Source organism: Sneathiella sp., assembly GCF_002694385.1.
Lineage (GTDB): Bacteria > Pseudomonadota > Alphaproteobacteria > Sneathiellales > Sneathiellaceae > Sneathiella.
Map to the genome: position 1 here is coordinate 1 of NZ_NZMB01000021.1, position 13,719 is coordinate 13,719.

Annotated in this window: 10 protein-coding genes and 1 tRNA gene; 4 read left to right on the forward strand and 7 right to left on the reverse strand. The window is 56.1% G+C overall.

Annotated features, from left to right (window positions below; genetic code table 11):
• The first annotated feature begins 13 nt into the window (after nucleotides 1–13).
• Nucleotides 14–90 (forward strand) — tRNA-Met (locus CMN55_RS14045).
• Between the two features lie 134 nt (nucleotides 91–224).
• Here the strand turns inward: CMN55_RS14045 and CMN55_RS14050 are convergent.
• The 4 genes from CMN55_RS14050 to osmF form a co-directional block, all read right to left on the reverse strand.
• Nucleotides 225–968 (reverse strand): ABC transporter permease, encoded by a 744-nt coding sequence (locus CMN55_RS14050; RefSeq protein WP_293950444.1) that lies wholly within the window; start codon nucleotides 966–968, stop codon nucleotides 225–227.
• The gene (locus CMN55_RS14055; RefSeq protein ID WP_293950445.1) at nucleotides 965–1,903 is read right to left on the reverse strand and encodes an ABC transporter ATP-binding protein; all 939 of its coding nucleotides are present in this window, start codon (nucleotides 1,901–1,903) and stop codon (nucleotides 965–967) included. Before CMN55_RS14055 ends, CMN55_RS14050 begins: the two co-directional genes overlap by 4 nt.
• A complete protein-coding gene (locus CMN55_RS14060) occupies nucleotides 1,900–3,066 on the reverse strand; it encodes an ABC transporter permease (protein ID WP_293950446.1) in 1,167 nt (388 codons plus the stop codon). Before CMN55_RS14060 ends, CMN55_RS14055 begins: the two co-directional genes overlap by 4 nt.
• A gap of 68 nt (nucleotides 3,067–3,134) precedes the next feature.
• Nucleotides 3,135–4,046 carry a glycine betaine ABC transporter substrate-binding protein OsmF gene (osmF, locus tag CMN55_RS14065; protein ID WP_293950447.1) on the reverse strand — a complete coding sequence of 304 codons (912 nt, stop codon included), beginning with the start codon at nucleotides 4,044–4,046 and terminating at the stop codon, nucleotides 3,135–3,137.
• A 563-nt stretch (nucleotides 4,047–4,609) separates the two neighbouring features.
• Here osmF and CMN55_RS14070 point away from each other — a divergent pair.
• Both CMN55_RS14070 and CMN55_RS14075 read left to right on the forward strand, forming a co-directional pair.
• A complete protein-coding gene (locus CMN55_RS14070) occupies nucleotides 4,610–5,182 on the forward strand; it encodes a TetR/AcrR family transcriptional regulator (protein WP_293950448.1) in 573 nt (190 codons plus the stop codon).
• A 144-nt stretch (nucleotides 5,183–5,326) separates the two neighbouring features.
• Nucleotides 5,327–6,631 carry an MFS transporter gene (locus CMN55_RS14075; RefSeq protein ID WP_293950449.1) on the forward strand — a complete coding sequence of 435 codons (1,305 nt, stop codon included), beginning with the start codon at nucleotides 5,327–5,329 and terminating at the stop codon, nucleotides 6,629–6,631.
• Nucleotides 6,632–6,750: 119 nt separating this feature from the next.
• Here CMN55_RS14075 and CMN55_RS17300 read toward each other — a convergent pair whose 3' ends face one another.
• From CMN55_RS17300 to CMN55_RS14080, 3 genes are all read right to left on the reverse strand, one after another.
• Nucleotides 6,751–9,834: an efflux RND transporter permease subunit gene (locus tag CMN55_RS17300; RefSeq protein ID WP_366932074.1), complete on the reverse strand. Its 3,084-nt coding sequence runs from the start codon at nucleotides 9,832–9,834 to the stop codon at nucleotides 6,751–6,753.
• 1 nt (nucleotide 9,835) lies between these two features.
• A complete protein-coding gene (locus CMN55_RS17305) occupies nucleotides 9,836–10,927 on the reverse strand; it encodes an efflux RND transporter periplasmic adaptor subunit (RefSeq protein WP_366932075.1) in 1,092 nt (363 codons plus the stop codon).
• Between the two features lie 159 nt (nucleotides 10,928–11,086).
• Nucleotides 11,087–11,812 (reverse strand): DUF1194 domain-containing protein, encoded by a 726-nt coding sequence (locus CMN55_RS14080; RefSeq protein WP_293950450.1) that lies wholly within the window; start codon nucleotides 11,810–11,812, stop codon nucleotides 11,087–11,089.
• A 419-nt stretch (nucleotides 11,813–12,231) separates the two neighbouring features.
• Between CMN55_RS14080 and CMN55_RS14085 the strand changes: the two genes are divergently transcribed.
• Entirely contained in the window at nucleotides 12,232–13,701 is a 1,470-nt protein-coding gene (locus CMN55_RS14085) for a catalase (RefSeq protein WP_293950696.1), read from the forward strand.
• Nucleotides 13,702–13,719: the final 18 nt, after the last annotated feature.

Here is a 13,719-nt window from a genome sequence, read left to right on the forward strand (position 1 = left end):
AAAACAGAATTACCGCGGGGTGGAGCAGCCCGGTAGCTCGTCAGGCTCATAACCTGAAGGTCAGAGGTTCAAATCCTCTCCCCGCAACCAAATTAAACGCCGCCAGGTCAATAACTTGGCGGCGTTTCTGCGTTAACGAACCTCTCCAACAAATCAACTCCGGAAGCAGAGCAGATGCACGCAAAAAGGGCTCCTTGTCCTCCACACTCAAATAGGCGCGCGCTTCAACTCCGGTCAATCCGGCGCGCAGACACCCGCTCCAGCAAGCTCAGGCCGTCATAAATCAAAACCGCCAGGGCCGACACAATCAATCCCCCCTGCAACACAAAAGAAAGATTGTTCGATGTCAGCCCGGCTATAATCACCTCTCCCAGCGTTCGCGCCGCAACGGTGGAACCTATGGTGGCCGTCGATAGCCCGATCACGGCCGTGAGCTTGATGCCGCCAAGGATAACAGGGATGCAAAGCGGCAGCTCAACCCGCAGCAGCCGCTGAAAGCCCGTCATGCCAACACCGCGGGCCGCTTCCGTCACATTGGAGGGCAGAGTCAGAAAACCCGTCAGCGAATTCTCAAAAATCGGCAGTAACCCATATAAAAAAAGCGCGATCAATGTTGGCTTTTCACCAAATCCGAACGCAGGAACCGCGAGCGCGAGCACGGCAACAGGTGGAAACGTCTGGCCGATATTCACCAGCGAGCGGGAGAGGGGCAGAAACTCTCTGCCAAACGGGCGGGTCACGAGGATGGCAAGGCCGAGAGCGATAATGGTCGCAGCGACAGTTGCGATCCCGACAGTGCGCAGATGCAGGAGGGTCAACGTCAGAAGGCTGCCCCGGTCATAGATAACCGGTGCGCCGCTTGGGGCAAGGGGACGCAGCAACGGCTCATACCAGGCCGGGTGAATGACGAAAGTCAGGAAAAGCGTCAGCAGCAAAAGCCGGAGCAATGTCGGGATGAAATGCCTCATACCGGACGGCTGGCCCGTCTGGCAAGGGCATCGAGGGTAACATGCCCCGCCGATGTTCCATCCTTGTTCTGAACCGGGAGTGTGGTGCGGCCGGACCATAACATTTCGCCCAGCGCATCGCGCTTGCTGATATCCAGCGGCACCGGCGGTCCATCGACATCGCCGGGCTCAACAGCATCGCGGACGCTTTCCAGAGAGAGGAGGCGGAAGGGCCGCTCCGCCGATCCGACAAGCTCTTCGACAAAGGCATTTGCGGGTTTCGTCAAAATATCGGCCGGCGTGGCATGCTGCACCAGCTTGCCCGCATCCATCACGGCAATCATATGTCCGAGCTGAATAGCTTCTTCAATGTCGTGGGTGACAAGGATGATGGTGATGCCGAGCTGCTTCTGGATGTCCAGCAGATCCTCCCGTGCCTTGGTGCGGATAATGGCGTCGAGCGCGCCGAAGGGCTCATCCATCAGGAGGATATTCGGCTCCGCCGCCAGGCCGCGGGCGACGCCAACGCGCTGCTGCTGTCCGCCAGACAGCTCATGCGGATAGCGCGGGCCATAAAGCGAGGGGTCGAGCTGGAAAAGCGTCAGCAGCTCCTCAACGCGCCTTTTGATGCGGGCGGCCTCCCAGCCAAGAAGGACGGGAACCGTGGCTATATTTTGCGCGACCGTGCGATGGGGAAACAGACCATAGCCCTGAATGGCATAGCCGATCCGGCGGCGGAGCTCATACCCCTGTACAGTGCGATTGTCGACGCTATCAATCAGGATACGTCCTTCGCTCGGTTCTTCCAGGCGGTTGATCATGCGCAGCAGGGTTGTTTTGCCGGACCCGGAGGTGCCGACAATGGCCGTCACCGTATGGGCCTCCAACGTCATGGAGACATTATCCACAGCAGCCTTGCCGTTATAGCGTTTGGTGAGGTTTTCAATCTCGATCATCGGGCGGTTACCTTGCTGCGTCTGATGCGGGTCATTTCTATGAGGGCGTCCAGTATGACGGCGGCGGCGAAGGCCAGACCCACTGTCGGAAGCGCGCCTAAAAGGACAAGATCCATCGCCGTTTGCCCGACGCCCTGAAAAACGAAGACGCCGAAGCCGCCCCCGCCAATCAGCGCGGCAATGGTGGCAAGGCCGATATTCTGGACAAGAACAATGCGGATGCCGGTCAGGATAACTGGGAGGGCCAGCGGAAATTCAATGCCGCGCAGCCGTTGCCAGCCTGTCATGCCCATGCCCCGGGCGGCGTCGCGTGTTGCCTGCGGCACACCGGCAAGCCCGGTCACGGTGTTCGCCGTCACGGGCAGGAGTGAATAGAGAAAGAGCGCGGTAAAAGCGGGCGCCGCGCCGATCCCGCGAATGCCGATGGCATGGGCCGCAGGGATGTTGAGCGCAATCCAGCCGAGCGGGGCGATAAGCAAGCCGAAAAGGGCAATGGACGGAATTGTCTGGACGATATTGAGGACGCTGAGAACGGAGCTTCGGATTGACTGGACACGGTAGCAGAGAATGCCGAGCGGAACCCCGACAATGACCGCCGCGACAAGAGAGCCGAGGGCAAGGATGATATGAGTTCTGCCCTCCGTCCAGAAGCTGTCCGCCCGGCTACCATACTCCCGGAGGAGCGAGAGGCTGTCCCAGCTACCTGTCATCAACAGGGTGCCGATAGACGCGGCGGCAATGCCAAGCGTAAGGACCTTTGCCCAAGGCGATAACGCGAGACGAGAGAGAACATCGGCAAGCAGCAGCGCAAAGGCGAACAATAGCAGCCAGAAGCCCGCCGCCGGAGAGATGCGGGCATAGCTATTCCCGGCCGGGGTCAGAAAATCTCCTGCCTGACCGATCAGGAAGGCGAGTGAAGCAAGCGCCAGGATGCTGGCGGCAGATCGCAGTAGCAGCGGTGTTTTGAAAAGTGCCACCAGCGCAGCGATAAGGATGATAGCGAAGAGAAGATAGCCCTCTGCCGGGGGCAGGGCCTCAAGAAGGAAGCGTCCCTCTCCCTGAACGATGCGATTGGCGCGGAAAGTTGCAAAGGGTTCTGCCAGAAGGCCGAAGATGGCAATCGCGAAGATCACGCAGCCGAGCTTGTCGAATTTGATGCCCATCCGCCCTCATATAACGGGGTGTCCGGGGGCACTTGAATGCGCCCCCGGGACAGTGCGCGAGGTTTTAGTTACTTGAGAAAGCCGCTTTGTTTCAGAAAATCCTCCGCCACGGCTTTGGCCGGTTCACCGCCAACCTGCACGCGGCCATTCAACTCCTGCAGGGTAACAAGGTCCAGCTTGGCAAAGACCGGTTCGAGCAGATCCGCGATCTGGGGATATTCTTTCAGCACGGCTTCGCGAATGATCGGGGCAGGCTGATAAACCGGCTGTACTCCCTTGTCATCTTGCAGGACAACCAGGCCGGAAGCCGCAATGCCGCCATCCGTGCCATAGACCATGGCAGTGTTGGCGCCGTTGGTCTGGTTGGCGGCAGCGGCAATCGTGGCCGCCGTATCACCGCCCGAAAGGGTGATGAGCTGGTCAGGCGACAAGGTAAAGCTGTAGGCCTCCTGGAAAGCGGGAAGGGCACCGGCGGAGTTAATGAACTCTGACGAGGCTGCCAGCACGACCTCACCGCCCCCGGAGACATAGCTGCCAAAATCCGTCAGGGTGACAAGCTTGTTCTGTTCGGCAACATCCTTGCGCATGGCCATGCCCCAGGTATTGTTGGCCGGTGCCGGAGAGAGCCAGACGATCTTGTTGGCCTCATAGTCCAGTTTTTTCACCATCTCATAGCCCTTGGCCGCGTCCTTCCATCCGGCGTCATCCGCCTTGTCGAAGAAGAAAGCGCCATTGCCGGTGTATTCGGGATAGATATCAATTTCGCCAGCCGTGATGGCCTGCCGTACGACCGGTGTCGCGCCAAGCTGTATGCGGTCCGTGGTTTCGATATCATTGGCGTTCAGAACAAGCTGTATAATGTTGCCAATAACGCCCCCTTCCGTATCGATCTTGGAGGACACCACGACCTCGGCATTGGCGGAGGCGGTGAGGGACGCAAAGACAAATATCGCGCCAGTTAGTATTCGCATAGACATCATGGGATCGTTCCTGACTCTGGGTTAAACCATGCGAGATATCCTATCTCGCGATCTGAAATGGCAGTTCTTTCTGCTTGTTCCTCCGTTTCGACAGACGACGGACTGTGATGCAACGGATAGTGGCCAACCTCTGGTCTTTTGAATTGTGACGGCACGGGCCTTATCTGGGAACCTGCGTTCCGGAAGGCTATGAATGGCGGGTTGTTGGGCCTGCCAATACTGCCAGAGGTGTATGTTTGCGTGAATGCCATCTGCGGAACTCCTGTAACGTCGGCTCCGGCATACGGCGGCTATTCCTGAATTACTTCCTTTGGTTGCTGTCTTCTGTGATCGGCATTGCATAAATGTTAGCCATGGGGGGCGGTGGCGTCAACGCCTATCCTTGCCATATCGGTCGCGAAAGGAAGCGGACAATGTGACTATTGAGCGTTTTGCGATGCAATTCCGTCCGCTGTCATGCTGATTTTTCAGGATGGGGTTCCTTTGCTCGGTTGATTGGAATGGATTTTTTGATTTCAATTTTATGATTATTAATATAATATAAAATACTATGGAGGTGCATTTTGAAAGTCTCTAAAGCCCAGTCAGAGGCAAACCGGCAGGCTGTAGTTGAAGCGGCAGGTCGGTCCTTTCGTGAACATGGCGTGCGGGGTGTTGCCGTTGCAGACTTGATGCAGGCGGTCGGGCTGACGCACGGCGGCTTTTACAAGAAGTTTGGATCGCGCGACGATCTTGTGAGAGAGGCGATGGCGCGGGCGCTAACAACCTCACGGCAGAGGTTGACCAATCGCGTGGCGCGGGCAACGTCCGATCCTTTTGCGGTTCTGGTGGCAAGCTATCTGTCACGCGGGCATTGCGAGAATATTGCGGAAGGCTGTGCATTTGCCGCTTTGTCGCCAGAAGTTTCACGGAGCGGTGATGAGGCTCTGAAAGAAATATTCTCCGATGAGTTGGAACGTTACCTTGAACTGGTCGAGGGGGTAATGACAGCGGAGCCGGATAAAGAAACGCGTAACAGGGCGATTGCGACCTTTTCCGCAATGGTTGGCGGGTTGATTTTATCGCGAGTGGCACAGGATCCGGCATTGGCGGAAACAATCCTGACCGCAACCGCCGATGAACTGCTGAAAGATTGATCCGCTTCTGATCTTCAATTTCTCTCTCCATGCTTTATTGTGCCGCGGGACGGCCGCCTGCAGGTAATAATTGCAATTGCGCCTGTATTTTAGATTATGTATATAATATAAATACGACCTCCTCATCAAGAAATGGTTCTCTCCATGCAGGCAAACGGATTTTCCCTGTCACAGCTCTTTTCCGATCGGCTGACAAGACGCGGCATTCACTATGGCTGGATTGTCGTTGCCGTCAGTTTTCTGACGATGCTGGTAACGGCGGGAGCCGTCGGCATACCGGGCGTTCTGATCGGTCCGCTGGAATCCGAGTTTGGATGGAGCAATGCGGAAATCTCCGCCGCCTTTGCGGTTCGTCTGCTGCTGTTCGGAATGATGGGCCCGTTTGCCGCGGCATTCATGAACAGATTTGGCCTGAGGCCCGTTATCCTCTTATCCCAAACGCTGATCGGTGCCGGAATATTCGGCGCGCTCTGGATGACGGAGTTGTGGCAGTTGACCCTGTTAATGGGCGTTGTGGTCGGGCTCGGGACCGGTCTTACCGCGATGGTTCTGGGGGCGACCGTGGCGACCCGGTGGTTTGTCAACCGGCGCGGATTGGTCATTGGGCTGCTGACGGCAAGCACCGCGACGGGCCAGCTTGTCTTCCTTCCCGTAATGGCGGCGTTGACGGAGGCGGTGGGTTGGCGGGCGGCTTTATCAGTCTCCCTTGTGGCGTTGTTTGTGGCAGCCATTGCGGCTCTTATGCTGATGCGTAATCGGCCGTCTGATCTGGGGCTTGCTCCTTATGGCGAGATGGCTGTTGTTCCCGCCCCACCGCAGCAGAGCCTGCTTGCGATGCTGGCGTCCCCGATTGTGACGCTGCGCGATGCGGCCGGAACACGCATGTTCTGGCTGCTGTTCGGTACCTTTTTCATTTGCGGTATGTCGACCAACGGGTTGATACAGACCCATTTTATTCCGCTTTGCGGTGATTTCGGCCTTGCGGCGGTGACGGCGGCGGGGGTGCTGGCTGTTATTGGCCTTTTCGATTTCGCAGGGACCGTCGGCTCGGGCTGGCTGTCGGACCGGTTCGACAATCGTTGGCTTCTGTTCTGGTATTACGGGCTGCGCGGTCTTTCCCTGATCTGGCTGCCTTTTAGCGATTTCAGTCTTTATGCCCTGTCCATCTTCGCAATATTTTACGGCCTTGACTGGGTGGCGACCGTGCCGCCAACGGTTAAGCTGGCGGCTGAGCATTTCGGAGAGCGGGCAAATATCGTCTTTGGTTGGGTGTTCGCCGGTCATCAACTGGGCGCNGCTCTTGCCGCCTGGGGGGCGGGNGCAACGCGGACGGTATATGACACGTATCTGCCNGCCTTCTTCTTGGCCGGAATCNTCTGCCTGATCGCCGCCGCGGCCATCGTCACCCTTGGCGGCATAAGCAGAAAGCGGCGTATANTCAGCGTGTGANAANANCGCGGANCTNCNGTTCCTTCGCCGTTAAAGGACAGGGTTTGNTCCCCCATAAGGAATGCNGGTNNNNATGAGNCCNGCGGANAGGCCCAGGATTATNGCCGNATGANNGGGCGTTATTCCGCGGGGGATTGAGCCGGGACAGATCCGCCNACAGNGTCGTNCGCCCGTGATTTTGAGCGGTCGCGCGCNAGGAAGGTATAGGCGGTCGGAACGACAAACAGCGTCAGNAGNGTTCCGAAGGTCATGCCGCCGACGATCACAAGGCCNATTTCCTGNCGGCTCTGGGCNCCGGCNCCAACGGCNGTGGCAAGNGGGATGGCGCCNGCCACCATNGCGCTGGTCGTCATCAGAATGGGGCGGAGCCGCAGAACGGANGCTTCAATAATTGCTTCCTTCAGGCTGCGGCCTTCNTCCTGAAGGCTGTTGGCNAATTCNACGATAAGAATACCATGTTTGCTGATCAGCCCGATCAGNGTNACAAGGCCGATCTGGCTATAGATATTGAGNGTNCCTCCCGTGAGGTTGAGGGCCAATAACGCCCCNGCCATACAGAGNGGCACTGTCAGCATGATGACCAGNGGGTCGGCGAAACTTTCGAACTGCGCCGACAGCACAAGGAAGATGAAAACCAGCGCCAGNAGGAAAACAAANANCAANCTGTTGCCTGCTTCCTTGAATTCGCGGGACTCTCCGGCNAAATCATAGCGGGCGGAGGAGGGGAGNATNTCCCGNGCCGTTGTCTCCATNTAATCAAGCGCCTCACCNAGNGAGTAGCCGGGNGTAATATTNCCGGTGATGGTTGCGGCGCGGAANTGGTTGAAGCGGTTCAGTTCCTTCGGGGCGACAGTTTCATNCACCTTNACCAGATTGGAAAGCTGGATCATCGCGCCATTCTGNCCCCGGACATAGATGTCNTTGAGNTCATTGGGGGTGCGNCGNTCNTCCGGNGCNACCTGGACAATNACTTCATATTGNTCGCCATTNTGGTTGAAGCGCGTCACCTGCCGNCCACCAAGCAGNGTTTCGAGTGTCCTGCCAACGGTCAGGACNCCGGCTCGNGTATCCGCGACACGCTCNCGNTCAAGTTCGACCTCGATTTGNGGNGTNTTGAGGCGNAGGTCACTATCAAGATTGATGATGCCGGGATATTTCTCGGCTTNTTCCATNATCTGNTTCACATATTCTTCAAGCTGGGGATAGCTTTCGGAGGTCTGGATCACAAATTCGATNGGCTTGCTNCGCGCGCTCTGNCCGAAAGANCCGGGATTATTGCCAAAGGCGCGAACCCCNGTAATTTTAGAGAGTTGCGGCTGCAATTCACGGAGTATTTCATCCTGGGTGCGGCTGCGTTCTTCCCACGGCGTGAGCTGNGAAAAGGAAATCAGCTCATTGACATCCCGCGATCCGGCAATNATGAANGCNTGTTGGATTTCCGGAATGGANGTGAGCAGCTTTTCAAAATCGTCTATATANTGACCGGTGAAATCNATNGTTGANCCTTCNGGGGCGGTGCCTGCGGTGAAGATCACGCCCCGATCCTCAATCGGCGCAAGNTCCGATTTCAGGTTGGTGAGGAGGAAATNACAGGAACCGGCCACAGCCAGNACCATGAGGATGANCAGNGGGCGGACNTTGAGNGAGGCNANNAGCAGGCGGCGATAGCCGTTGTTCATCGAGTTGAANAACCGTTCGAAGGCATTGTAGATTTTNCCNTGCTTTTCGTGANNNCGCANCAGGACGGAACACATCATGGGGCTCAGTGTCAGNGCNACNAGCCCGGAGACAAGCACGGCGCCCGCGAGCGTCAGCGCAAATTCCGCAAACAGCTTGCCGGTNCGCCCCGGTGCGAAGGCAACAGGCGCATAAACGGCGGCAAGCGTCAGGGTCATGGCGACNACGGCGCTNGAAATTTCGCGTATGCCTTTCACGGCGGCATGAAAGGGTTTCATGCCCTCTTCAATATGGCGGTGGATATTTTCAAGGACAACAATGGCNTCATCGACAACCAGGCCAATCGCCAGCACCATGGCAAGCAGGGTCAGGGTGTTGATGGAAAANCCCATCAGGCTCATTAAGGCNAAGCCGCCGATNAGCGAGACGGGGATNGTGACAAGCGGGATNATGGTTGCGCGGAAAGTNCTCAAGAATAGGAAGATNAAAAAGACAACCAGNGCCACCGCNTCGGCAATGGTCATATAAACAGCATCAATCGACCGGTCGATAAAAATTGATNTATCGTAGGATATTCGGGCATTCATACCAGGTGGCAGGTCGCGNGTCAGTTGCGGCAGCACCTCNTTCATGGCNTTGGAGACATCCAGCGGNTTGGCNGTGGCCTGNTTGACAATGCCAAGTATAACGGCGCTTTCTCCNTTNAANCGGGTAATGCGNCTTTCATCCTGCGGGCCTATTTCCACTTTGGCCACATCGCCGAGGCGAACGGAATAGCCTTCCAGATCTTTCAGAATGACCCGCCGGAANTGCTCNGGTGTNACAAGNCCNGTACGGGAAAGAACGGTAAATTCCCTGTCATAACTTTCGATCCGTCCCGANGGNACCTCGACATTCTGCTGNCGAAGGGCATCCTCCACATCGGCGACGGTCAGATTGAAAGCGGCGAGCCGGGNGCGGTCCAGCCAGATCCGCATGGCGTATCGTCGTTCCCCGAAGATACGAACCTCNGCNACGCCGGGGATATTCTGAAGNTGATCGCGNACGTAACGNTCNGCATAGTCGGAAATTTCAATGGCGCTGTGNCGNTCNCTGGTAAAGGCAATATAAATAACGGCCTGCGCGTCNGCCTCGACCTTGGCGATGATCGGCTCTTCGATTTCGGTGGGCAATCGCCCGCGGACGCGNGAGACGCGGTCNCGNACNTCGCTTGCNGCNACATCNGGNTCNGTNCCNAGACGGAANCGNACNGTAATNCGGCTNTNTTCNGCTTCNCTGCTGGAGGTNAGNANTTCAATNCCCTCGATCCCGGCGATGGAGCCTTCCAGNACCTGCGTTACCTGGCTTTCNATGATTTCGGCGCTGGCGCCAAGATANTCNGTGCGGACGGAAACAATGGGTTCATCAATATTCGGATATTCGCGNACCGACAGACGGCTATAGGACACGATGCCNATCATGATGATAATGAGACTCATCACCGTNGCAAAGACCGGACGGCGGATGAAGAACTCAAGGAATCCCATGTCAGGCTCCCTGTTCGCGGTTAAGGANGGAAATGCGGTTNCCGTCCCTGATTTTCTGATGTCCGGCGGTTACGATCATGGCTTNCGGCTTNAGGCCNTCAATAATCTCGACCCGNCCAGGCTGGCGAAGGCCAAGCTTGACTTCGGTCAGTACNGCGCGCCCATCCTCNAGGCGATAGACGAAGCGGGACGTTCCGTTTGCAAAGACNGAGGCTTCGGGGATGATCACCGCATTCTCCCGCTGATCGGTGACAATCTGGATNCGNGCGAAAAGNCCGGGCAGCAGCGTACCGTCCTTGTTGGGTATCTGCGCCTGCAGCCGAATGGCCCGGCCATTGGCGTCAACAATCGGGTCGATNACATAAATCTTGCCTTCAAANCTGCGNCCGGGAAACGCATCCACGGTCACNATNATCGACTGTCCGACGCTNATNTTGCGCAGCGCCAGCTCNGGNACCCNGAANTCAACTTTGATGGGGTCAACTTCCGCNACTTCAACAATGCGGTCGCCNGGNCTGACATACAGACCGNTACTGACGGANCGAATGCCGANTTTNCCGGTTAGCGGGGAACGGATGGTTGCCTTGGAAAGGCGGCTTTTGGCAAGGGCGACATTCGCCTGCGCCACATCATANGCCGCCATGGCTTCATCCTTGGCCCGCTGCGTGCCNGTTCCTTGTTTTGCNAGNGTCATGGCGCGGTTACGNTTGGATTCCGCAAGCGTCANNTCAGANTAGGCTTTGGTGAGTTCCGCTTGCAGGATGTCNTCATCAAGTTTGGCAATGATGTCGCCACGCTTCACCNCNTCNCCTTCNGTAAAGGGGAGNGCGGAAATACGACCGGCGATTTCCGGAGCAATCACAACCGANTCATTNGCCCGCANTGTNCCCACGGCGCTGATTGTTTCGGTAATTGTCTCGACAACAACGGGGGAGGCTTCCACCACATAGGTCCGTTCCGGCGGNGGNGCGGAAGCNCTGGCTTCCTTCTCNTCCGNCAGAAAACCGCCATTCTGGTTGAAAAAGTAATAAGTGCCACCGGCAATGGCAATTACCAATACCACCAGAAGCCCGCGGAAAGTTCCTCGACGCATATAGTTATTCTCAAATTAGGGTCAAATTTGGACCATTGATTTAAATTATAGCTTAAACAGATGCAAAATGATGTCAATTGCTCGTGAACGGCTAAACGCCCGATTTGCGCCATATTGCAATGCTTTTGCGGGACTTGCCGCATGAGGAGGAACAACGGATCAGTCGACCCGCACGGCTCCGGGATAATCGGCAATTTCCATGATCAGCTTTTTGCGTACAGCCTCGGAGAATGTGTCAGGGCTGTCCGCCGTAATGACAAAGGCGCCATTGCCGCCGATAATCAATTCCTGAAAAGCACTTTCCAGATCATAATTGTTGGGCCGGCCGGAGCAGTGGCGACACAGCACTGCCAGGCCATTGATGGTAATGTCTGCGTCGATCACCTGCTGGCGGGCAACATCAATGGGCGGGCCGCTCCAGTTGTTGGCACTGTCAGCGGAGATGTCGATGACCCTCCGGAAACTCCAGATATCATTTTTGTCGATTAAATCCTTGGCGAAAAGGAGGGCCGAACCGATGGCGTTGAAGCCCTGCGCCCGGCGGGGCGGACCCATCAGATCGCGGGCAAATTTCGCGGCGCTTTCCGGCCCGTCAATGACCTGCCAGCCGACCACCACATCCTGTGAGGCGGAATCTCCCCATTCCACATAGGTGACGGCAATTTTGCCATAGATTGAGGAGGTGATCGCGGATATCACATCCGTATTGGTGATCGCCCTGGCGTAACCTTCCCGCTGAAACATGATTTCCGCATTATCAATGGAGCCGGTTGCATCCGCCAGGAGGACCAGCTCCAGCCCGACCTCAATCTTCTCCTGTGCCGCCGCTGGAATGGCCGGAGGAGATATGAGTATCAGAAAAAGGCATATTATTCTGCACCGCATGCAAGCACCCCGGCCGGTGAATATGAGAGATAGATCATTTGCGAAAATCGCTCATCGGTCAAGCGTATGCAACTTCACATTTCCGCCAGTTCGGATGTGCGGGAAATGGGGGGCTCTCTTTTCCCAATGCGGCAAGTTAAAGTGGGATCTGTTGGTCCACCGGCGGTTATCGCTGCGCCCTTCTTCCAAAGGATCGATCAGCAAGTGCAGCCAGAACAGAGCAGTCCTAACGGGCGCTGCGAAACATATCTGATGGGCGTTGAAACGCGCGTCCTCTGCGCTAGCTCGAAGACAGGCTCCCATGAAATCTGAAGGGCTCACTCAGGGAATCATGTGTCTGTAAATAGCCCTTGACTAAAATTATAATAATTCTAATTATTATACATACGCTGCTATTGATACAATCACGGAGGAAGATGATGTCGCAGAAAAAAACCATGACCACGTCGGCCGGTGCGCCGATTTCTGATAACCAGAATTCGCTGTCCGCGGGCCCGCGTGGGCCGCTGCTCATGCAGGATTATCAGCTTCTTGAAAAGCTGGCTCATCAGAACCGTGAACGTATCCCGGAACGGGTCGTGCATGCGAAAGGCTGGGGCGCCCATGGAACGTTCACCGTAACCCATGACATCACCAAATATACTCGGGCAAATATTTTCTCCAAGGTTGGCAAGCAGACGCCGATGATTGCCCGTTTTTCCACCGTCGCCGGTGAATTGGGGGCCGCTGATGCCGAGAGGGACGTGCGCGGTTTCGCTCTCAAATTTTATACTGAAGAAGGCAACTGGGATATGGTTGGGAATAACACGCCGGTCTTCTTCGTGCGTGACCCGTTGAAATTCCCTGATTTTATCCATACCCAGAAACGACACCCGCGTACCAATATGCGATCGCCGACCGCGATGTGGGATTTCTGGTCCCTGTCACCGGAGAGCCTGCATCAGGTGACGATCCTGATGTCTGATCGCGGATTGCCGGTCGCGCCCATGTATATGAATGGTTATGGCTCGCATACCTATAGCTTCTGGAATAATGACGGGGAGCGTTTCTGGATCAAATTCCACTTCAAGACACGGCAAGGGCATCGCCATTATACTAATGAAGAAGCCTCGAAGGTCGTCGGCGAAACCCGTGAGAGCTATCAGGAGGAGCTGTTCGGCACCATCGAACGCGGGGAGTTCCCGAAATGGACGCTGTATATTCAGGTTATGCCAGAAACCGATGCGGAAAAAACACCTTATAACCCGTTTGATCTGACAAAGGTCTGGCCGCATGGCGACTATCCGCTGATCGAGGTCGGGGTTATGGAACTCAACCGCAACGCGGACAACTATTTTGCGGAGATTGAACAGGCGGCTTTCAGCCCGTCCAATATCGTACCAGGCATAGGTGTTTCGCCGGATAAAATGTTGCAGGCACGTATTTTTTCATATGCTGATGCGCATCGTCATCGGCTGGGTACGCATTATGAGGCGCTGCCGATCAATGCGCCACAATGTCCGGTGCATCATTATCACAAGGATGGCGCCATGCGGTTCTTCCGCAATGATACCGGAAATCCGGATGCCTATTACGAGCCGAATTCCATGAACGGTCCGGTGCAGGATGAAAGCTACCTTGAGCCACCGCTGAAAATCTCCGGTGATGCGGATCGGTATAATCACCGGACAGGCAATGATGACTATGTGCAGCCGCGGGCGCTCTTCCATCTGTTTGATGCCGGAGAGAAGGATCGGCTTTTTGCAAATATCGCGGCGGCGATGCAGGGCGTGCCAGAGGAAATTGTTCAACGTCAGCTTGGCCATTTTCACAAGATCGATCCCGCCTATGCGGAAGGGGTCGCGAAAAAACTCGGCACTAAGGTATCCGATGCCGCAAAGGCCGCCTGAATAATTTTGGCATGCAGA